The 20,753-nt window shown below is 71.9% G+C and carries 19 protein-coding genes; 12 read left to right on the forward strand and 7 right to left on the reverse strand.

From position 1 onward, the window contains the following. Window positions 1–7 precede the first annotated feature (7 nt). Window positions 8–1,192, forward strand: a complete 1,185-nt coding sequence (locus NOO62_RS24810; protein WP_268773060.1) for a glutathionylspermidine synthase family protein — start codon at window positions 8–10, stop codon at window positions 1,190–1,192. On the opposite strand, the gene NOO62_RS24815 is transcribed toward NOO62_RS24810, so the two are convergent. Continuing rightward, window positions 1,149–2,192 (reverse strand): NADP-dependent oxidoreductase, encoded by a 1,044-nt coding sequence (locus tag NOO62_RS24815; protein WP_268773061.1) that lies wholly within the window; start codon window positions 2,190–2,192, stop codon window positions 1,149–1,151. The two genes, NOO62_RS24810 and NOO62_RS24815, sit on opposite strands and share 44 nt — an antisense overlap. 162 nt (window positions 2,193–2,354) lie before the next feature. On the opposite strand from NOO62_RS24815, the gene NOO62_RS24820 reads away from it, so the two are divergent. Further along, window positions 2,355–5,570, forward strand: coding sequence for an AfsR/SARP family transcriptional regulator (locus NOO62_RS24820; protein ID WP_268773062.1), 3,216 nt, complete (start codon window positions 2,355–2,357; stop codon window positions 5,568–5,570). Between the two features lie 15 nt (window positions 5,571–5,585). Here NOO62_RS24820 and NOO62_RS24825 read toward each other — a convergent pair whose 3' ends face one another. Both NOO62_RS24825 and rocD read right to left on the reverse strand, forming a co-directional pair. Further along, on the reverse strand, window positions 5,586–6,683 hold the full coding sequence (locus tag NOO62_RS24825; protein ID WP_268773063.1) for a serine hydrolase domain-containing protein: 1,098 nt from the start codon (window positions 6,681–6,683) through the stop codon (window positions 5,586–5,588). A gap of 259 nt (window positions 6,684–6,942) precedes the next feature. Beyond that, on the reverse strand, window positions 6,943–8,181 hold the full coding sequence (gene rocD, locus NOO62_RS24830; RefSeq protein WP_398976970.1) for an ornithine--oxo-acid transaminase: 1,239 nt from the start codon (window positions 8,179–8,181) through the stop codon (window positions 6,943–6,945). Between the two features lie 243 nt (window positions 8,182–8,424). Between rocD and glyA the strand changes: the two genes are divergently transcribed. From glyA to NOO62_RS24845, 3 genes are all read left to right on the forward strand, one after another. Continuing rightward, entirely contained in the window at window positions 8,425–9,744 is a 1,320-nt protein-coding gene (glyA, locus tag NOO62_RS24835) for a serine hydroxymethyltransferase (RefSeq protein WP_268773064.1), read from the forward strand. 96 nt (window positions 9,745–9,840) lie between these two features. Next, window positions 9,841–10,854 carry a tryptophan--tRNA ligase gene (trpS, locus tag NOO62_RS24840; RefSeq protein ID WP_268773065.1) on the forward strand — a complete coding sequence of 338 codons (1,014 nt, stop codon included), beginning with the start codon at window positions 9,841–9,843 and terminating at the stop codon, window positions 10,852–10,854. 86 nt (window positions 10,855–10,940) lie between these two features. Continuing rightward, window positions 10,941–11,522, forward strand: coding sequence for a 2'-5' RNA ligase family protein (locus tag NOO62_RS24845; protein WP_268773066.1), 582 nt, complete (start codon window positions 10,941–10,943; stop codon window positions 11,520–11,522). Window positions 11,523–11,530: 8 nt separating this feature from the next. Here NOO62_RS24845 and NOO62_RS24850 read toward each other — a convergent pair whose 3' ends face one another. Both NOO62_RS24850 and NOO62_RS24855 read right to left on the reverse strand, forming a co-directional pair. Then, a complete protein-coding gene (locus NOO62_RS24850) occupies window positions 11,531–12,286 on the reverse strand; it encodes a decaprenylphospho-beta-D-erythro-pentofuranosid-2-ulose 2-reductase (protein WP_268773067.1) in 756 nt (251 codons plus the stop codon). Window positions 12,287–12,308: 22 nt separating this feature from the next. Further along, entirely contained in the window at window positions 12,309–13,742 is a 1,434-nt protein-coding gene (locus NOO62_RS24855) for an FAD-binding oxidoreductase (RefSeq protein ID WP_268773068.1), read from the reverse strand. Between the two features lie 176 nt (window positions 13,743–13,918). Here NOO62_RS24855 and NOO62_RS24860 point away from each other — a divergent pair, with 176 nt between their 5' ends. Genes NOO62_RS24860 through NOO62_RS24875 form a run of 4 tightly spaced genes read left to right on the forward strand, consistent with a single transcriptional unit; the run spans window position 13,919 to window position 16,830 of the window. Continuing rightward, the gene (locus tag NOO62_RS24860; RefSeq protein ID WP_268773069.1) at window positions 13,919–14,440 is read left to right on the forward strand and encodes a phosphatase PAP2 family protein; all 522 of its coding nucleotides are present in this window, start codon (window positions 13,919–13,921) and stop codon (window positions 14,438–14,440) included. After that, window positions 14,433–15,389 (forward strand): decaprenyl-phosphate phosphoribosyltransferase, encoded by a 957-nt coding sequence (locus NOO62_RS24865; protein WP_268773070.1) that lies wholly within the window; start codon window positions 14,433–14,435, stop codon window positions 15,387–15,389. The genes NOO62_RS24860 and NOO62_RS24865 overlap by 8 nt, the downstream gene beginning before the upstream one ends. A 2-nt stretch (window positions 15,390–15,391) precedes the next feature. Beyond that, window positions 15,392–15,868 (forward strand): GtrA family protein, encoded by a 477-nt coding sequence (locus NOO62_RS24870; RefSeq protein ID WP_268773071.1) that lies wholly within the window; start codon window positions 15,392–15,394, stop codon window positions 15,866–15,868. Continuing rightward, complete coding sequence (locus NOO62_RS24875; protein WP_268773072.1) at window positions 15,856–16,830, forward strand: YihY/virulence factor BrkB family protein; 975 nt, start codon at window positions 15,856–15,858, stop codon at window positions 16,828–16,830. The genes NOO62_RS24870 and NOO62_RS24875 overlap by 13 nt, the downstream gene beginning before the upstream one ends. Here NOO62_RS24875 and NOO62_RS24880 read toward each other — a convergent pair. Next, entirely contained in the window at window positions 16,821–18,032 is a 1,212-nt protein-coding gene (locus NOO62_RS24880; protein ID WP_414930875.1) for a D-alanyl-D-alanine carboxypeptidase family protein, read from the reverse strand. The two genes, NOO62_RS24875 and NOO62_RS24880, sit on opposite strands and share 10 nt — an antisense overlap. Before the next feature lie 163 nt (window positions 18,033–18,195). On the opposite strand from NOO62_RS24880, the gene NOO62_RS24885 reads away from it, so the two are divergent. The 3 genes from NOO62_RS24885 (at window position 18,196) to NOO62_RS24895 (ending at window position 20,288) form a co-directional block, all read left to right on the forward strand. Continuing rightward, the gene (locus NOO62_RS24885; protein ID WP_055566125.1) at window positions 18,196–18,438 is read left to right on the forward strand and encodes an SCO4848 family membrane protein; all 243 of its coding nucleotides are present in this window, start codon (window positions 18,196–18,198) and stop codon (window positions 18,436–18,438) included. A gap of 2 nt (window positions 18,439–18,440) precedes the next feature. Then, a complete protein-coding gene (locus tag NOO62_RS24890; protein WP_268773074.1) occupies window positions 18,441–19,745 on the forward strand; it encodes a metallophosphoesterase in 1,305 nt (434 codons plus the stop codon). A gap of 144 nt (window positions 19,746–19,889) precedes the next feature. Next, complete coding sequence (locus NOO62_RS24895; protein ID WP_268773075.1) at window positions 19,890–20,288, forward strand: ATP-binding protein; 399 nt, start codon at window positions 19,890–19,892, stop codon at window positions 20,286–20,288. Between the two features lie 16 nt (window positions 20,289–20,304). On the opposite strand, the gene NOO62_RS24900 is transcribed toward NOO62_RS24895, so the two are convergent. Further along, the gene (locus NOO62_RS24900) at window positions 20,305–20,715 is read right to left on the reverse strand and encodes a VOC family protein (RefSeq protein WP_268773076.1); all 411 of its coding nucleotides are present in this window, start codon (window positions 20,713–20,715) and stop codon (window positions 20,305–20,307) included. Window positions 20,716–20,753 lie beyond the last annotated feature (38 nt).

Genomic DNA, 20,753 nt, shown 5'->3' on the forward strand with positions numbered 1-20,753 from the left:
GTACGCCATGGAACGCCGCACCATAGCCCCCCGCCCCGGCTGGCAGCAGACCGTCGAGGACCAGGGGCTCATCTACCCGCTCACGCGCTACCCCGACGACACCCTGCGCCCCTACTGGGACGAGAGCGCCTACTACGTCTTCTCGCTCCCCGAGGTCGAGGCGCTGGAGGAGGCCGTCGAGGAGCTGCACACGATGTGCCTGGCCGCCGCCGCGCACATCGTCGACCACGACCGCCTGGGCGACCTCGGCATCACGGACCCGGGGGTCGCGTCCGCCGTGACGGAGGCCTGGCACCGCCGCGCCGAACTCCCGTCCCTGTACGGCCGCTTCGACCTGCGTTACGACGGTGCGGGTCCGGCCAAGATGCTGGAGTACAACGCCGACACCCCCACCTCCCTGGTCGAGGCCGCGAGCCCGCAGTGGTTCTGGATGGAGGAACGCTTCCCTGGCGCCGACCAGTGGAACTCCCTCCACGAGCGGCTCGTCGACGCGTGGCGGAAGCAGGCCGCGCTGCTGCCGCCCGGCGGTCCGCTGTACTTCGCGCACTCCGCCGCCGACGAACTCGGCGAGGACCTGATGACGGTCGCGTACCTGCGGGAGACCGCCGAGCAGGCCGGTCTCGTCGCGGAGTCGATCGCCATGGAGGACATCGGCTGGGACCGGCTCGCGCGCCGCTTCGTCGACAAGAAGCTCCGGTTCATGCGCAGCTGCTTCAAGCTCTACCCGTGGGAGTGGCTGACCACGGACCGCTTCGCGCCGCACGTCCTGGAGACGCTGGACAACGGCGGCGGTACGGGCTCCACACTGTGGATCGAGCCCGCCTGGAAGATGCTCCTCTCCAACAAGGCGCTCCTGGCGATCCTCTGGGAGCTGTATCCCGGCCATCCGAACCTCCTCCCCGCCTACCTCGACGGCCCGCGCGAACTCGCCTCCGGACCCGGGTACGTCGCCAAGCCGCTGCTCGGGCGGGAGGGCGCGGGGGTGACGGTGCACGCACCGGGTTCCGCGCCCGTACGCCGTGAGGAGAGCTGCTGCTACCAGGAGTTGGCACCCCTGCCGGAGTTCGACGGCAACCGGGTCGTCCTCGGTGCGTGGGTGGTCGAGGACGAGGCGGCGGGGCTCGGCATCCGGGAGTCGTCGGGGCTGATCACGGACGAGTACGCGAGGTTCGTCCCGCACGTGATCCTGTGAGGCGGACCAGCATCTTGCCGGTGTTCGCCCCGCGCAGGACGCCGAGGAACGCCTCCGGTGCCCGCTCGATGCCGTCGACGACGGTCTGCTCGGTGCGCAGGGTGCCGTCGGCGAGCAGCGGCGCCGCCCGGCCGATCCACTCCGGGAACAGGTCGAGGTGGCTGGTGACGAGCATGCCCCGCAGGGTCGCCTCCTGCTTGGCCGCCTGGAAGAGGTTGTTCGGGCCCGGCGCCGGCTCCGTCGTGTTGTACGTGCTGATGGCGCCGACCAGCGCGATGCGTCCGCCCGGCCGGATCGCCCCGATCGCGGCCTGGAGATGGTCGCCGCCGACCGCGTCGAGGTAGACGTCCACGCCGTCGGGCGCGGCCTGCGCGAGCTGCTCCGGCAGGCCGCCGAGCCGGTAGTCGACGGCCGCGTCGTACCCGAAGGTGTCGAGCAGCTTCTTCGTCTTGGCGGGTCCGCCCGCCGAGCCGATCACCCGTGCGGCGCCGAGCTCCCGGGCGATCTGCCCCGCGACGCTGCCCACCGCCCCGGCCGCCGCCGACACGAACACGACGTCGCCCTCGCGGACCGGGGCGGTGCGGGTCAGTGCGGCGTACGCCGTCAGGCCCGTCGTGCCGAGCGGGCCGAGGTAGGCGGCGGCCGGGGCGAGCGCGGTGTCGACGACGGTCGCGGCCGCGGCATCCAGCACGGAGTACTCCCGCCAGCCCAGGAAGTGGGTGACGGTCGCCCCCACCGGGACCTCGGGCGCGTTCGACGCGACGACCTCGCCGACCGCGCTGCCCTCCAGCGGGGCGCCGAGCTCGAACGGGGCGATGTAGGACGGCGCGTCGTCCATGCGGCCCCTCATGTACGGGTCGACCGACATCCAGGTGTTGCGGACGACGATCTGTCCTGCGCCGGGCTGCTCGGGCACTTCGGTGGTGGCCAACTCGAAGTCCGCGGTGGTGGGTTCGCCGACGGGGCGGGCGGCGAGGCGGATTTCGCGGGAGAGGGTCATGACGGCTCCTTGGTCCGACGTACGTCGGTCGGGTGTACGTCCGCTTCGTGACCGCGGGGTCGCGATCACGAGCACACCCTGCCGGTGGGCGCGCACGGAACGCTGACGGTGCGCGCACGGACCGCCGTCAGCGCTGGTGGCGCCCCGAATTACTGTGAGCTCATGCGATTCGAGGTGCTGGGCCCGCTGACCGTGCGCACGGAGGACGGGGCGGCCGCGCCGGCGCCGGAGCCGAAGGTGCGCGCGCTGCTCGCCGCGCTCCTCGTGCGGGCGGGGCGGCCGGTACCGGTGGACACGCTCGTCGACGACCTCTGGGGCGACGGCGACCGTCTGCCGTCGTCACCGGCCAACTCCCTCCAGACGAAGGTCTCCCAGCTGCGCCGCGCCCTGGAGTCGGCCGAGCCGGGCGGACGAGCCCTCGTCACGTACGGCCCCGCCGGGTATGAGCTGCGCGTACCCCCGGAACACGTGGACGCGGTGCGCTTCGGGGCGTTGGTGTCGCGGGCGTACGGGGCGCCGGACGCGGACGCGCGTACGAAGGTGTCGCTGCTGACCGACGCGCTGGCGCTGTGGAGCGGTCCCGCGTACGCCGACTTCCGCGACGCCGACTTCACTCGGGCGGAGGCCGCGCGCCTGTCGGAACAGCGCCTCACCGCGCAGGAGACGCTGGCCGAGCTGCGCCTGGCCCGCGGCGAGCACGCGTCGCTGGCCGACGAGCTGGCCCCCTGGGTCGCGGGTGAACCCCTGCGCGAGCGGCTGCGGGCCGCCCACCTCCGCGCCCTGTACCGCTCCGGCCGCGTCGCCGAGGCCCTCGACTCCTACCGCGACCTGCGCCAGCACCTCGCCGAGGAGCTCGGCATCGACCCGGGCCCCGAACTGACGCGCCTGCACGAGGCGATGTTGCGGCAGGAAACGGACGTTGCAGTTGATGTCGATGTTGCCGTGGGTGCGGGTGCGGGTGTGGGTGTCGGTGTCGGTGCGGTCGAGGTTTCCGGGGCAGGGGGCGCGGTCGCGCCCGTCGAGCGTCGTCCCCTCTCCAACCTGCCCGCGCAGCCCACCGCCCTCATCGGCCGTGACGCGGCCGTCGGGCGCATACGTGACCTGGTCCGCGCCGGGCGCCTGGTCACCCTCACGGGACCCGGTGGCGTGGGCAAGACGCGTCTGGCCCTGGCGTCGGCGGCGGGACTGGCCGAGGACTTCCCCGACGGCATCTGGCTGGCCGAACTCGCGGGAACGCACGGCGAGGTGACGGCCACGGTGGCGGCGGCGCTCGGCATCCGGGACGACGCGCCGGGAGCGGCGGACCGGACCGCCGCCGACCGACTCGGACGCGCGCTCGCCGGACGCCACCTCCTCCTCGTCCTCGACAACTGCGAACACGTCCTGGGCCCCGTCGCCGACATGACCGCCCAGCTCCTGCGCCACGCACCTCACCTGCACGTCCTCGCCACCAGCCAGGAGGCGCTCGCCCTGACCGGCGAGACCCTGGAGGCAGTCGCGCCCCTCGAAGAGGAGGACGCGCTGCATCTGTTCGCCGCCCGCGCCGCGGCCGCCGCCCCCGGCTTCGCCCTGGACGACGGGAACCGTGATGCCGTCGCCCTCATCTGCCGCCGCCTGGACGGCATCCCGCTCGCCGTCGAACTCGCCGCCACCCGCGTACGCGCCCTCGGCGTCCACACCCTCGCCGACCGCATCCACGACCGCTTCCGCCTCCTGAACCAGGCCCGCCGCGACGCGCCCTCCCGCCAGCGCACCCTGCGCGCGATGATCGACTGGAGCTGGGAGCTCCTGCCGCCCGCCGAACGCCGCGCCCTGCGCCGCCTGGCCGTATTCGACGGCGGCTTCACCCTGGAGAGCGCCGAAGCCGTACTGGCACCGGAGGACATCCCGGCCTCCGAGGGCGACGCCCTCGACCTGGTGACCCGCCTCGTCGACCGCTCCCTCCTCGCGCCCGCGCCGCCCGACGCCCCGGAAATGCGCTACCGCATGCTCGAATCCGTCACCGCGTACAGCCTCGAACGCCTCGACGCGGCAGCCGAGACCACCGCGATGCGCCACCGCCACGCCCAGCACTTCGCCGCCTTCGCCGAACGCGCGGCCGCCGCCCTGCGCGGCCCCGACCAGCGGCTCTGGCTGCGCCGCCTGGACCACGAGACCGTGAACCTCCGCGCCGCGCTGACCTGGTCGACCACCTCCGCCGACACCGTGCGGGCACTACGCCTGGTCAACGCGCTGACCTGGTACTGGTTCCTCCGCGGCCGCCTCCGCGAAGCGACGCACGCCCTGGACCTGGCCCTGCACCTGCCCCCGCCGCCCTCCGCAGACGCGGCAGCCCGTACCGCCGCTGCCGCCGCCCACGCCGCCTTCGCCCTTCTGACCGGCGAGGACGCCTGCGCGCACGGCGGCACGTGCGAGCACGCGGCGGCCACGCCCGCCGACGCCCGATCCCGCTGGCTGCTCGCCTTCGCACGGTGCGCGTTCGACCACACGCCGCGCGAGGCCGCACGGGTCGACGCACTCCTCGCGGAGTTCCGTGGCGCGGGCGATCGCTGGGGCGAGGCCGCCACCCTCTCCACCCGGGCGACCCGCGCCCTCTACCGCGGCGACCTCCCGGCCCTGCGCCGCGACGCCACCCGCAGCGCCGAGCTCTTCGCCGAACTGGGCGACCGATGGGGCCAGTTGCAGGCATCGGAACAACTCGGCATCCTCGCCGAGATCGCTGCCGACTACGACGAAGCCGCTCGGCTCCAACGCGACGGCGCACGCGCCGCGGAGGACCTCCACCTCTGGACCGACCTCTCCTTCCGCCTCTCCCGCCTCGGCCGCATCGCACTCCTCACCGGCGACGACCCCGCCGCCACGGCCTTCCACGAACGCGCCGCCCGCCTCGCCGCCCGGCAGTCGCACCGCCCCGCCCAGCAGTTCGCCGAGACGGGCCTCGCCCTCGGCGCCCGCCACCGCGGCGACCTCGACGCCGCCGAGGAACTCCTCCTGCCCTGGCTGGACTTCAACCGCCGCTTCGGCGTCGACTCCGGCACGGCGCTGATCCTGGCCCAGCTCGGCTACGTCGCCGAACAGCGCGGAGACGCCGCCCGCGCGGAAGAGCTCCACCGCGAAGGCCTCGCCGTGGCTCGCACGACGGGCGACGAACGCGCGGTGGCGCTGGCCCTGGAAGGCCTCGCGGGCGCCCGCTCACTCGCCGGCGACCACCCGCACGCCGCACGCCTCCTCGGCACGGCCGCCCGCATCCGCGACGCCGAAGGCACACCCCTCCCTCCCGCGGAACGCACGGACACGGCCCGCGCCGAACACCGCGTCCGCACGGCCCTCGACGACACCGCGTTCAAGGAGGCCCACGCCCAGGAAGCCCGAGCGTGAGCTCTCCCGCGCTCCTCAGCGACGCCTGCAGAGAGCCGTGTCCACGATCTCGTCCACGTGCGACATGACCGCCTTGTCCGTCGGCTGCACGGTCACCGCGACGTCGGCGGCGCGCCCGTCATCCGTGGCACCGCCCCGCGTCTCGTATCCCGGATAGCTTCCACCGTGTCCCCAGTAGACGTCGCCGCAGGACAGCGGCCTGCTCACGATGCCGAGGCCGTACCGGGCGCCCTTGCCGAAGTAGTCGGCGCGGACCGTGGTGCGCATCTGGTCGAGCTGGGGCTTCGGCAGGAGGCGGCCGGGTGTGAGCAGCGCGGTGTAGAACCGGTTGAGGTCGGAGTTGGTGGAGATCAGCTGTCCCGCCGCCCACGTCCATGAGGGGTCCAGCTCCGTGATGTCCCGCAGGGGCGCCCCCGGTGCCTCCTGGTAGTACCCCTTGGGGTGGGGCTCGCGGATCGTCGCATCCCCGGGCGCCGGGAAGTAGGTGTGGCGCAGCCCGAGCCGCTCGATGATCCGCCGGTCGATCTCCTGGGCGACGGTGCGCTTGGTGACCTTCTCGACGATCAGACCGGCGACGACGTAGTTCGTGTTGCTGTACGCCCAGCTCTCCCCGGGGTCGAACTCCGACTTGTACTCCAGCGCGATGTCCAGCAACTCCCGCGGCTCGTAGTACCGGGGCTGAAGGTCGCCCTTCGTGTAGTTGGGCAGCCCGCTCGTCTGCTGGAGCAGCTGGCGGACCTTGATCTTCCGGTCGTCGATCCCGTCCCCGCGTACGAGCCCCGGCAGATACGTGTCCACCGTGTCGTCGAGGCGCATCCTCCCCTCGGCGACCAGTTGCAGCACGACCACCGCGGTGAACGCCTTGGTGTTGCTGCCGATCCGCACCTGCCCGTCCCTGGGCACGGCGGCGCCGGTCGCCAGGTCGCCGACCCCGGCCGTGTAGGTCCGGGCACGCTCTCCCTTCCGGTCCCCGTTCACGCTCGCCAGCGCGGCAGGCACGCCGTCGGCCCGCACCAGCCGGTCAAGACCCTGCTGGACGGAGTCCCCGTGCGCCCGGCCCGTCGCCGACGCCCCGGGCGCCACGAGAACACCTGCCGCCACTGCCACCGCCATCGCGGCCCCGGTCAACGCCGCCGCCGACGACGTCGCTCCGCGGAGTCCACCGCGCTGCCACCCCTGGTAAGAACGGAACCTCTGCCCTGCTTGCCCACGCACTGGCCAACTCCTACGGATCTGGATCTGCCGGGAACCCGGCGTGCTTGACGCCGGGCCCAACATTTCCGGATGCCGCGGCCCGGGACGATCCTGCCAACCGCCCACTGCCAGTAGGGCTAACCCCCGGGCACCGGCCCGGGCCGCAGCGTCCTCCGAGCTAGCTCAGCACCGCCCGCAGCTGACCGAGCCCCCAGTCCAGGTCCTCCTTGCTGATCACCAGCGGGGGAGCGATACGGATCGTCGACCCATGCGTGTCCTTGACCAGTACCCCCCTCTCCATCAGCTTCTCCGAGATCTCCCGTCCCGTGCCGTACGACGGGGCGATGTCGACGCCCGCCCACAGCCCGCGCCCGCGCACCTCGGTCACCGCCCCCGTAGCGGCCAGCAGCGCCAGCTCGGCGTGGAGGTGCTCGCCCAGCTCCGTGGCCCGCTGCTGGAACTCGCCCGTCGACAGCATGTCGACCACCTCGAGCCCCACCGCGCAGGCGAGCGGATTGCCGCCGAACGTCGACCCGTGCTCACCCGGCTTGAACACCCCGAGCACATCGGCGTCGGCCACCACCGCCGACACCGGCACGACCCCGCCCCCGAGCGCCTTGCCCAGCAGGTACACGTCCGGGACCACGCCCTCGTGCTCGCACGCGAACGTACGCCCCGTCCTGCCCAGACCCGACTGGATCTCGTCCGCGATGAACAGGACCCCGCGCTCCCGGGTCAACTCCCGCACCCCGGGCAGATATCCGGGCGGCGGGACGAGCACCCCGGCCTCGCCCTGGATCGGCTCGATCAGCACGGCGACGGTGTCGTCGGTGACCGCGGCCCGCAACGCCTCCAGGTCGCCGTACGGCACGATGTCGAAGCCCGGTGTGTACGGCCCGTAGTCCGCCCGCGCCTCGTCGTCCGTGGAGAAACTGATGACGGTCGTCGTTCTGCCGTGGAAGTTGCCGGCCGCGACCACGATCCTCGCCCGGCCGTCCGGCACTCCCTTGACCTGGTACCCCCACTTCCGCGCGGTCTTCACGGCCGTCTCGACGGCCTCCGCGCCGGTGTTCATCGGCAGCACCATCTCCTTGCCGCAGAGCTCCGCGAGGCGCGTACAGAACTCGGCGAACCGGTCGTGGTGGAACGCCCGCGAGGTCAGCGTGACCCGGTCGAGCTGCGCCTTCGCGGCGTCGATGAGGCGGCGGTTGCCGTGCCCGAAGTTGAGCGCGGAGTACCCGGCGAGCATGTCGAGATAGCGGCGCCCCTCGACGTCGGTCATCCAGGCCCCGTCGGCCGAGGAGACCACGATGGGCAGCGGGTGGTAGTTGTGCGCGCTGTGCGCCTCGGCGGCGGCGATGAGCCGCTCACCGGCCGTCCGGGAAGTGTTCGTGGCGGAAGATGACGTACTCGACACGGGGTCTCCGTTCGTCCTGCGGCTGGGGGCGGGTGTGGCGCCCAATTCCTATCGTCGCTCGCATCGCGGACGAAGAAACCTGCCGGATCGGCGTGCCCGCTAGGGTGGCCCTGACAGCACGGTGACTGGCGCACGGGGAACGAACCCCGGTGAAGCCGTGCGAGGCACGACCTTCGAGGTGCCGCCCCGCCTGGGCACCCCGGGACCACGACCGGACACTCACCGCTCGCCCCGGAGGCCACCATGACTCTCCCTACGTCTTCTTCTTCGTCTTCTTCTTCGTCTTCTTCTTCGTCTCCTTCCCCGCACCACCCCGCCCTCGCCGCCGAGGACCCCGAACTCGCCGCCCTCGTCGGCGCCGAGGAGCAGCTCCAGGCCGACACCCTGCGGCTGATCCCCAGCGAGAACTACGTCTCCGCAGCGGTACTGGAAGCCTCGGGCACCGTCCTCCAGAACAAGTACAGCGAGGGCTACCCCGGCCGCCGCTACTACGAGGGCCAGCAGAACATCGACCCCGTCGAGCGGCTGGCCGTCGCCCGCGCCAAGGCCGTCTTCGGCGTCGAGCACGCCAACGTCCAGCCCTACTCGGGATCCCCCGCCAACTTCGCCGTCTACCTCGCCTTCGCCGAGCCCGGCGACACCGTGATGGGCATGGCCCTGCCGATGGGCGGCCACCTCACCCACGGCTGGGGCGTCTCCGCCACGGGCAAGTGGTTCCGCGGCGTCCAGTACGGCGTGCGTCGCGACACGGGCCGCGTCGACTTCGACGAGGTCCGCGACCTGGCCCTCAAGGAACGCCCCAAGCTGATCTTCTGCGGCGGCACCGCACTGCCCCGCACGATCGACTTCGCGGCCTTCGCCGACATCGCCCGCGAGGCCGGGTCCGTCCTGGTCGCCGACATCGCGCACATCGCCGGTCTGATCGCGGGCGGCGCCCACCCCTCACCGGTGCCGCACGCCGACGTGATCTCCACGACGACCCACAAGACCCTGCGCGGTCCGCGCGGCGCGATGCTCATGTCCCGTGAGGAGCACGCCAAGGCCATCGACAAGGCGGTCTTCCCCGGCCTCCAGGGCGGCCCGCACAACCAGACGACCGCCGCCATCGCCGTCGCCCTCCACGAGGCGTCCCGCCCCTCCTTCCGCGACTACGCCCACGCGGTCGTCGACAACGCGAAGGCCCTCGCCGACGCCCTGCTCGCCCGCGGCTTCGAGCTGGTCTCCGGCGGCACGGACAACCACCTCATCCTGATGGACCTCACCCCCAAGGACGTCCCCGGCAAGATCGCCGCGAAGGCCCTCGACCGGGCCGGGATCGTCGTCAACCACAACACCGTCCCGTTCGACCCGCGGAAGCCCTTCGACCCCTCGGGTGTCCGCATCGGCACCCCCTCCCTCACCTCCCGCGGGCTCCGCACGGAGCACATGGCGACCGTCGCGGAGTGGATCGACCGCGGTGTCGCCGCCGCCCGCACCGGGGACGAGGGCACCCTGACGAAGATCAGGTCCGAGGTCGCCGACCTGATGGCCGCGCACCCCGCCCCGGGCCTGCCGACCGCCTGACCCGCCCACCCGCGCGGCAGTCGGCGCGGCCGATCGGTTCCCACCCGTCACACACCTGTTTCCGAGCTATGAGAGTCACCTGAGAGAATGGGCACCATGGCCTCTGAACGACCTCGTGTGCTCTCCGGGATCCAGCCCACCGCCGGCTCGTTCCACCTCGGCAATTACCTCGGCGCGGTCCGCCAGTGGGTGGCGCTGCAGGAGTCCCACGACGCCTTCTACATGGTGGTGGACCTGCACGCGATCACGATCCCGCAGGACCCCGCCGAGCTGCGCGCCAACACCCGGCTCGCCGCCGCCCAGCTGCTCGCCGCAGGCCTCGACCCGGAGCGCTGCACGCTCTTCGTCCAGAGCCACGTCCCCGAGCACGCCCAGCTCGCCTGGGTGATGAACTGCCTCACCGGATTCGGCGAGGCCTCCCGCATGACGCAGTTCAAGGACAAGTCCGCCAAGCAGGGCGCCGACCGCGCGTCCGTCGGCCTCTTCACCTACCCGGTCCTCCAGGTCGCGGACATCCTGCTGTACCAGGCCAACGAGGTCCCGGTCGGCGAGGACCAGCGCCAGCACATCGAGCTCACCCGTGACCTCGCGGAGCGTTTCAACGGCCGTTTCGGTGAGACGTTCACCGTGCCGTCGGCGTACATCCTCAAGGAGACGGCGAAGATCTACGACCTTCAGGACCCGTCGATCAAGATGAGCAAGTCGGCGTCCACGCCGAAGGGCCTCGTCAACCTGCTCGACGAGCCCAAGGCCACCGCCAAGAAGGTCAAGAGCGCCGTCACGGACACCGGCACGGAGATCCGCTACGACGTGGCGGAGAAGCCGGGCGTCAGCAACCTCCTGAGCATCTACTCCACGCTCACGGGCACCGGTATCGCCGAACTGGAGCAGAAGTACACCGGCAAGGGCTACGGTGCGCTGAAGACCGACCTCGCCGAAGTCATGGTCGAGTTCGTGACCCCCTTCCGGGACCGCACCCAGCAGTACCTGGACGACCCGGAGACGCTCGACTCGATCCTGGCCAAGGGCGCGGAGAAGGCGCGTGCCGTCGCCGCCGAGACCCTCGCGCAGGCGTACGACAAGGTGGGCTTCCTGCCCGCCAAGCACTGAGTCACCGCACCGAGCACCACGACAACAACACCGCGCTGCCCGCCGGGCCGCGCCCCTGCCCATCGACGCGACGACAGGAGTACGACGTGGGGACCGTAACGATCGGCGTTTCGATCGCGGTCCCGGAGCCTCACGGCAGCCTGCTCCAGGAGCGGCGTGCGGGCTTCGGGGACCCCGCGGCGCACGGCATCCCCACGCACGTGACCCTGCTGCCGCCGACCGAGGTGGACGCGTCGGCGCTGCCCGCGGTTGAGGCGCATCTCCTCTCGGTCGCGGCGGCCGGCCGGCCCTTCCCGATGCGCCTCTCCGGAACGGGCACGTTCCGTCCGCTGTCCCCTGTGGTCTACGTGCAGGTGGTGGCGGGCGGGTCGGCCTGCTCCTGGCTTCAGGAGCGGGTGCGGGACGCGTCCGGCCCGATGGCACGCGAACTGCAGTTCCCCTACCACCCGCACGTCACGGTGGCGCACGGCATCTCCGAAGAGGCGATGGACCGTGCGTACGAGGAGCTCTCGGAGTACGAGGCCGAGTGGTCCTGCACCGGCTTCGCCCTGTACGAGCAGGGTGCCGACGGTGTCTGGCGCAAGCTGCGCGACTTCGCCTTCGGCGGCACCGTGGTGCCCCCGCAGGCCCAGGCCCCGGCGGCCCGGGGCACACTGCCCACTCGCTGACCGGGACCCTAGAGAGGCAGGCGGCGGAACACCGGCCTCGGCGCGTGTCGCAGCGCCGACATGACCAGCCGCAGCGCCCCCGGCACCCACACCGTCTCCGAGCGCCGCCGCAGTCCGGTCTCGATGGCCTCGGCCACCGCGTCCGGGGTGGTCGCCATGGGAGCCTCCTCCAGGCCCGCCGTCATCTTCGAGCGCACGAAACCGGGGCGCACGACCATCACGTGCACCCCCGTGCCGTGCAGCGCGTCGCCGAGGCCCTGCGCGAACGCGTCCAGTCCGGCCTTGCTGGAGCCGTAGATGAAGTTCGAGCGGCGCGCCCGCTCGCCCGCCACGGAGGAGAGCACCACCAGGGACCCGTGGCCCTGGGACTGGAGCGCCCGCGCGCAGACCAGGCCGGCCGAGACCGCGCCCGTGTAGTTGGTCTGGGCGACGCGCACCGCCGCGAGGGGCTCGTCCTCGTCGCGTGCCTGGTCGCCGAGGACGCCGAAGGCGAGGAGCACCATGTCGATGTCGCCCTCGGTGAAGATCTTGCCGAGCGACTCCTCGTGGGCCTCGGGGTCGAGCGCGTCGAACGCGACGGTCCGCACGTCCGCGCCCCTGTCGCGCAGGTCGGCGGCGGCCTCCTCCAGGGCGGGCGACGGGCGCCCGGCGAGCCAGACGGTGCGGGTGCGGCGGGCGACGAGGCGTCGGGCGGTGGCGAGACCGATCTCCGAGGTGCCGCCGAGGACGAGCAGGGACTGAGGGGTGCCGAAGGCGTCTTTCACGTGTACCGGTCTCCTAGGGGGCTTAAAGAGCGAGGCGGCGGGAGAGGTCCGAGCGGAAGACGCCGAGCGGGTCGAGCTCGGCCCGCAGGGCGCGGAAGTCGTCGAGCCGCGGATACATCGCGGCGAGCATCTCGGGCCGCAGACGTGAGTCCTTGGCGAGGTAGACACGGCCGTCGGCGGCGGCGACCTCCTCGTCGAGCTCGTCGAGGAAGGCGCCGAGGCCGGGCAGGTTCGCCGGGATGTCGAGGGCGAGGGTCCAGCCGGGCATCGGGAAGGAGAGCCAGCCCGGGTCGCCCGTTCCGAAGCGCTTCAGTACGGCGAGGAAGGACGGGCAGCCGCGCTCCGAGATGCGCTGCACGATGCGGCGCAGGGCCTCCTCCTTGCCGTACCCGACGACGAACTGGTACTGGACGAAGCCGCTGCGGCCGTAGATGCGGTTCCAGTGGGGGACACCGTCCAGCGGGTGGAAGAAGGTGGAGATCTTCTGCAGCTCGCCGGTGCGGGAGCGGGGCGCCTTGCGGTACCAGAGCTCGTTGAAGAGGCCCACCGACGCCTTGCCGAGCAACCCCTCCGGAAGGAAGGACGGGGCGGCGGGCAACTGTGCGGGACGGAACGCGAGAGGGGCCCTACGCGCGCGTGCCCGCTCCGGAAGCGCGTCCAGAGGGGCGTGGTCGCCGCGGGTCAGGACCGAGCGGCCCATGGCCGCGCCGCGCGCGAGGAGGTCGATCCAGGCGACCGAGTAGCGGTAGCGGTGGTCCGTCGCGGTGAGGCGGGCCATCAAGTCGTCGAGGTCCGTCGCCCGTTCCGTGTCGACCGCCATCAAGGAGGTCTCCACAGGGAGGAGTTGCACGGTCGCCGAAAGGATGACGCCGGTCAGGCCCATGCCGCCCGCCGTCGCGTCGAACAGGGCGCTGCCGGGCTCGACCGTGCGGACCGTGCCGTCGGCGGTCAGCACGTCCATCGCGAGGACGTGCCGGGCGAAGGACCCGGAGACGTGGTGGTTCTTGCCGTGGATGTCGGCGCCGATGGCCCCGCCGACCGTCACGTAACGGGTCCCGGGTGTCACAGGGACGAACCAGCCGAGGGGGAGCAGGACTTCCATCAGGTGGTGCAGCGAGACGCCCGCGTCGCAGACGACGGTGGCCGCGGGGGCACCGGTGTCCGACGTCCGCGTGGTGTCGATGACGCGGATCCGGTCGAGGCCCGTCATGTCGATGACGGCGCCGCCCGCGTTCTGCGCCGCGTCTCCGTAGGCACGCCCCAGGCCGCGGGCGATGCCGCCGCGCTCCCCGCACGCGCGCACCGCGGCCGCGGCCTCCTCCGGCGTCCGGGGTCTCACCAGCCGGGCGGTGGTCGGTGCGGTGCGGCCCCAGCCCGAGACGGAGACGGCGGGCGACGTCGGGGCCTCGGTGCGGACAGGGGAATCGGCGGGGGAGTCGGGGCAGTCGGCAGGCATGCCAATGACCGTATCGCCCGTACATGGGCGTTTCGCTCAGAACCGTCCCGGCTCTCACCGAAATGGGTGATTGAGCGAGTGTCATCCAACATTGACGTAATTATTGGGATGTTGCCTAGAAGAGTCGAGATGACCGGCTACCGAATGCCCTCGAACGTCTTCGAAATAGAGGCGACATGCACGACATGGACCACCGGTTGCTGTCGGCCCTGCACGACTGCGGCACCGACCCGCGCGTGGCGGCCGCCGCCCGCGCCCTGTCCCGCACCGGCGAGCACGGCGCGCTCTGGATCGTCGCCGGCCTGGCGGGCGCCGCCGCCGACCGCGAGCGCCGCGGCGCCTGGCTCCGCGGCACGGCCCTCACCGCCGCCGCCCACCTGGCCAGCATGGGCATCAAGCGCGTCGTACGCCGACCGCGCCCCGCCGCCCTGGGCGGCATCGAACCCCTCGTACGCACCGCGGGCCGGCACTCCTTCCCCAGCTCGCACGCCACGTCCGCCGCCGCGGCCGTCGTCGCCTACGGCGCGCTGCGCCCAGTAGGAGCCCACCTTCTGCCGCCGCTGGCCGCCGCGATGTGCGTCTCCCGGATGGTCGTCGGCGTCCACTACCCCTCGGACGTGGCCGCGGGCGCGGCGCTGGGCGCACTCACCGCGCGCGCGGGCGCGGCCTGGATGAACGGAGGCCTCATCGATGCCTGAACCCGTCTCCACGCTCCTCGAACGGCCGGGACCGCCCGACGCGCCGCGCCAGGGCGCGGTCGGCCTGCCACTCGGCCTCCTGAAGACCGCACGCCCCCGCCAGTGGGTGAAGAACGTCCTCGTCGTAGCCGCCCCCGCGGCCGCGGGCGAACTCTTCACACGGCACGCCGTCGGACAAGTCGTGATCGTCTTCGTGCTGTTCACCGCCGCCGCGTCCGCCGTCTACCTGATCAACGACGCACGCGACGCCGACGCCGACCGCGCACACCCCACCAAGTGCCGCAGGCCGGTCGCCTGCGGTCAGGTGCCGGTACCCGTCGCGTACGCCGTAGGAGGGCTCCTGGCCGTCCTCGCACCGACGGCCGCCACCGTCCTGTGCACGCCGCTCACCGCGGCGCTCCTGGCCGCGTACGTCGGCATGCAACTCGCCTACTGCATCAGCCTCAAGCACGTCCTCGTCGTCGACCTCACCATCGTCACGACCGGCTTCCTGATGCGCGCCATGATCGGCGGCCTCGCCCTCGACATCCCCCTGTCGCGCTGGTTCCTGATCACCACGGGCTTCTGCGCGCTCTTCATGGTCTCCGCCAAGCGGTACTCCGAAGCCGTCCAGATGTCCGCGAGCCCGGAGGAACTCGGCGCCACGCGCGCGCTGCTCACCGAATACACCACCGGCTACCTGCGCTTCGTGTGGCAACTCGCCGCGGGCGTCGCCGTCCTCGCGTACTGCCTGTGGGCCATGGAGGAGGGCGGCACCGCCGACGGCGGCTCACTGCCCTGGCGTCAGCTGTCCATGGCCGCGTTCATCCTCGCCATCCTGCGCTACGCCGTCTTCGCCGACCGGGGCACCGCGGGCGAGCCCGAGGACGTCGTCCTGCGGGACAGGGCTCTCGCCGTGATCGGCGTGGTGTGGCTCGCCATGTACGGGCTCGCGGTCGCGGACTGGTGAAGGTGACGTCCCCGCGCGTACGGCTGCGCGCGCTCGGGCCCGAACTGCTGGGCTTCGCCGCCGCCGGGATCTGCGCGTACGCCGCCGACCTCGGCCTCTTCATCTGGCTGCGCGGACCCGTCGGCCTCGACCCGCTCACCGCCAAATCCCTCTCCTTCGTGGCGGGCTGCTCCGTGGCGTACGCCGGCAACGCCCTCGGCACCTACCGCAGGAAGGCCGCGGAGATCCCGCGGCTGCGCCAGTACGCGGTGTTCTTCGCCGTCAACATCGCGGGCGCCCTCGTCCAACTGCTGTGCATCGCCGTGTCCCACTACGGACTCGGTCTGACCTCGCAGCGTGCGGACACCGTCTCAGGCGCCGGTATCGGTATGGCACTCGCCACAGTTCTGCGCTTCTGGGGTACCCGGACCTTGGTCTTCCGCACCACGGGCAGGACAACAGGCAGGACAGCAGGCACGGAGGCGTCATGGACTGGCTGAAGAAACTTCCCGGCATCGGGCCGCTCGTCGCGAAGGGCATGCGCACGCACGCGTGGCAGTCCTACGAACGGCTCGACGAGGTGCACTGGACGCGCCTCGCCGCCGCCATGACGTTCATCAGTTTCCTGGCGCTCTTCCCACTGCTCACCGTCGCCGCCGCGATCGCCGCCGCGACGCTCACCAAGAAGCAGCAGGACACGCTGGAGAGCAAGATCTCCGAGCAGGTCCCCGGCATCTCGGACCAGCTGAACCTGGACGCCCTCGTCGAGAACGCGGGCACCGTCGGCCTCGTCGCGGGTGCCCTGCTGCTCTTCACCGGCATCGGCTGGGTCGGCTCGATGCGGGAGTGCCTGCGCGCCGTCTGGGAGCTGCCGGACGAGGAGGAGAACCCCGTCCTGCGCAAGGTCAAGGACGCGGGCGTGCTCTTCGGACTCGGCGGCGCGGGGCTCGCGTCGTTCGCCGCGTCCGCGCTCGCGTCGACCGCCGTCGGCCGGACCGCAGACCTGTTCGGCATCGACGAGCAGGGCTGGGGCACGGTGCTGCTCCAGGTCCTCGCGTTCGCCATCGCCGTCCTCGCGGACTTCCTGCTGCTGCTCTACGTACTGACGCTGCTGCCCGGCGTACAACCGGACCGGCGCCGCCTGATCACCGCCGCGCTGATCGGCGCGGCCGGCTTCGAGCTGCTCAAGCTGCTGCTCGGCGGCTACATGAAGGGCGTCGCCTCGAAGAACATGTACGGCGCCTTCGGAGTGCCCGTCGCACTCCTCCTGTGGATCAACTTCACGGCGAAGCTGCTGCTGTTCTGCGCGGCGTGGACGGCGACGCGCAGGGAGTCGCGTACGGAGTCGCGTACGGAGGACGAAGAGGCGGCCTCCGTAGAGACCGCCTCCAAAACCACGTCCTCCGTAGAGACCGCCTCCGGAGCCACCGTCCAAGAAGACGGCCGCCCGCCTCAGTCCTGAGGCGTCCGGCGGCCCGCCTGGCCGGGCAGCGGCAGCCGGCGCCGGATCACGAACGCGCCGCCGACGAGCACCACGAGCACGCCGCCCGTGATCGCGAGCGCGGTGCCCATGCCACTGCCCCCGCCGTCGGAGGAGTGCGCGGCCTTCTCCGCGTCCGTGCCCTCGCCGCCGCTGCCCGGGGCGCCCTTGCCCGCGCCGCCCGTGGCGGCACCCTTCGGCGCGACCAGCCGGCCCACGGCGTCGACCTTGCCCGCGGCCTCGAAGCCCCAGTCGAAGAGGCTGGCGGTCTCCTTGTAGACCGCGTGGGCCTCACCGGAGGAGGGGTTCATGACGGTGACGAGGAGGACCTTGCCGTCACGTTCGGCAACACCGGTGAACGTGTTTCCCGCGTTCGAGGTGTAGCCGTTCTTGACGCCCGCGATGCCCTTGTACGCGCTGATGCCGGGTGCGCCGGTGAGCAGCCGGTTGGTGTTCTGGATCTCGAAGGTGCCGCGCTTCGTCTTGCCCTTGTCCTTGCCCTTCTCGACCTTCTTGGTCTGTCCGGGGAACTGGGCCGTGGCCGTCGAGCAGTACTCGCGGAAGTCCTTCTTCTGCAGCCCCGAGCGGGCGAACAGCGACAGGTCGTACGCGGAGGACACCTGCCCCTTGGCGTCGTAGCCGTCCGGGGAGACCACGTGCGTGTCGAGGGCCTGCAACTCCTCGGCGTGCTTCTGCATGTCCTTGACGGTCTTCGGGACGCCGTCGTTCATCGCGGACAGGACGTGCACCGCGTCGTTGCCCGACTTCAGGAAGACGCCCAGCCACAGGTCGTGGACGCTGTACGTCTCGTTCTCCTTGATGCCCACCATGCTGCTGCCCGCGCCGATGCCCGCCATGTCGGCGAGCGTCACCTTGTGCTTCTGCGACTTGGGGAACTTCGGCAGGACGGTGTCGGCGAAGAGCATCTTCAGGGTGCTCGCCGGAGGCAGCCGCCAGTGCGCGTTGTGCGAGGCCATGACCTCACCCGTCTCGGCGTCCGAGACGATCCAGGAACGCCCCGTCAGATCCTTCGGCAGCACCGGCGCGCCCGGCTTGAGCTTCACCTGGGTGCCCGCCTCACCGAGTTGCGCACCGCCCACGGTGGACATCTTGGAAGGCGGCTTCGGATGCCCCTCGTCGTCTCCGGGCTTTCCGTCCGCGAGCGCGGGCGCTGCGGTCGACATGGTCAGCAATGCGGCGGAAGCGACCAACATGGCGGTCTTTTTTACGGCAGGCACGGACGAGAACGTACAGGGCGGGGCTGTGTAAGTCGCTCCCGAGGTCTGTTGTGTCCCCTCGTCCCCACCCCGGCGGCGGTGCGGCACGGAGGCTCGCGATACTGAACGTATGAAGCTCAGCCGCCCTGTCTCCTGGTTCCTGCTCGCCTTCGGGGTGTGGAGCTGGTTCATCTGGATCACTTTCGTCAAGAACCTGTGGAAGGACGGCAGCGGGCTCGCCTTCGACGACGCGGACAACCCGACCGGGTACTTCTGGGTGCACCTGACGCTTGCCGTTGTCTCCTTTGTCTTGGGGACGGTGGTAGGCACCATCGGGTTCCGCGGAGTCCGCGCACTGCGCAGAACGTCATAACCGTGGTTGCCCTCATGGTCCTCGTGGGCCTGGCCGTCCTTGCGGCCTTCGCGGCCCTCCACTGGTACGCGTGGCGCCGCCTCGTCCGGGACACCACGGCGGGGCCCGGGTTCGCCCGGCGCGCCGGGACGGTGGTCTTCGTCGCGGCGCCGCTGATGATGTTCGCGGCGCTCGTGGCCGAGCGGACGGGTGCGCCGTTCCTGCTCCAGCAGGTGCTGGCCTGGCCGGGCTTCATGTGGCTGGCCCTCTCGCTTTACCTGCTGCTCGCGCTGGTCGTGGGGGAGCTCGTACGTCCCCTGCTGCGGCGGTGGCTGGAACGGGAAGGGACGGTTCCGGAGGCCGAGGCGGAATCCGTACGTGTACGTGTGGCGGAGTCCGAGGCCCGGGACCCGGCGGAGGCTGCCCCCGAGGGCGAGAAGACTGCCCCCGCACCTGCCCCCGCACCTGCCTCCGCGCCCGCCCCCGAGAAGGCGATCGCCTCCCCCTCCCGCCGTCTCTTCGTCTCCCGCATCGTCGGCGGCACCGCCGCGGCCGTCGCCGCCGGAACCGTGGGCTACGGAACGTACGGCGTACTCCGCGGCCCCAAGGTGAAGCGCGTCACCGTGCCGCTGGCGAAACTGCCGCGCGCCGCCCACGGGTTCAGGATCGCGGTGGTCAGCGACATCCACCTCGGTCCGATCCTGGGCCGCGACTTCACCCGGCGCGTGGTCGACACCGTCAACGCCACGCAGCCGGACCTGATCGCCGTGGTGGGCGACCTGGTCGACGGCAGCGTCGAACATCTCGCCCCCGCCGCGGCGCCGCTGGCCGGAATGCGCGCGCGGCACGGCGCGTACTTCGTCACCGGCAACCACGAGTACTTCTCCGGCGCCGAGCAGTGGGTCGACCACGTACGCGAACTCGGCCTGCACCCCCTGCGCAACGCCCGCACCGAGCTCCCCGGGTTCGACCTGGCGGGCGTCGACGACGTGGCGGGCGAGGACGAGGGCAAGGGCCCCGACTTCGCCAAGGCACTCGGCGGCCGGGACCGGTCACGGGCCTCCGTGCTCCTCGCGCACCAGCCGGTCGTCATCCACGACGCGGTGGAGCACGGCGTGGACCTGCAACTGTCCGGCCACACGCACGGCGGCCAGCTCTGGCCGGGCAACCTCATCGCAGACCTGGCCAACCCGACGCTCGCGGGCCTGGAACGGTACGGCGACACGCAGCTCTACGTCACCCGCGGCGCGGGCGCGTGGGGGCCGCCGGTGCGCGTAGGGGCGCCCTCGGACATCACGGTCGTGGAACTGGCGTCGCGCCAGGCCTGACCCGACCGTCCAGAACTGGCCAGATGTACCTGGGCCGGGGGTGCCGCAGTGACACGCGCGGTGACGCCGCGCAGCATTGACGTATCGCAGGGGGTACGGGGGAGGCAGGGAATCCAGGGGCCATGGGGTGGGGGTACAGGGGACGTGCTGAGACGTGATGCCTTCAGATTGCCGCCGCACCCGGCGTCGGTGCCGCTGGCCCGGACACGGGTGTACGACCACCTGTCGGCCTGGGGACACACCGCGGACGACGGGGCGCTCGACGACACGGTGCTCCTCGTGTCGGAACTCGCGACCAACGCGATCGTCCACGGATTCGTGACCGCGGGGGAGTTCGAAGTCGCGGTGACGGTGCTCGCCGACGGCGCCTGCTTCATAGAGGTGTCCGACGAGAGCCCCACGCAGCCGGAGATGCGGAAGCCCGGCACGTGGGAGGACGAACACGGCCGCGGCATGTGCCTCCTCGACGCGACGGCGGAGGCGTGGGGGGTGTGGCGGCGCGGGGGCAGCGGGAAGACGGTGTGGGCGTTGGTACGGAGGTGAGGACGGGATGCTCCCCTCAAGAAGTCCGCGCGAGCTCCGGCCGCTTCAGGTAGTCCGTGAACCCGACGACGTTCCCCCACGCGTCGGTGATCTCCACGGTCCAGCCGGTGGCCACGGAGAACGGCTCGCTCAGCAGGGGGATGCCCGCCGCCGCCAGGGCCTGGCCCTTCGCGCGGGCGTCGGGGACCTCCAGCCAGATGCGGGGGGAGGGCCACGGCGGCGTACGCGGCACGATGCCGTCCTCCACGCGCAGGAGCAGGCCCGGCGTCTCCTTGCCGACCTTCAGGATGGCGAGGCCGAGCTCGTCGAGCCGGGCGGCGACGGGGAATCCGGCCCGCTCGTAGAACGCGACGGCCTCGCCGAGGTCGCCGACGGGGAACAGGACGTTGTCGAAGCCGAGCAGTCCGACCGGCTGGTTGTCTGACATTCCGTCAGGGTAGGACGGGGGCCGTCGCGGCGGCGCAG

Source organism: Streptomyces sp. Je 1-369 (genome assembly GCF_026810505.1).
In the GTDB taxonomy this organism is placed as follows: domain Bacteria; phylum Actinomycetota; class Actinomycetes; order Streptomycetales; family Streptomycetaceae; genus Streptomyces.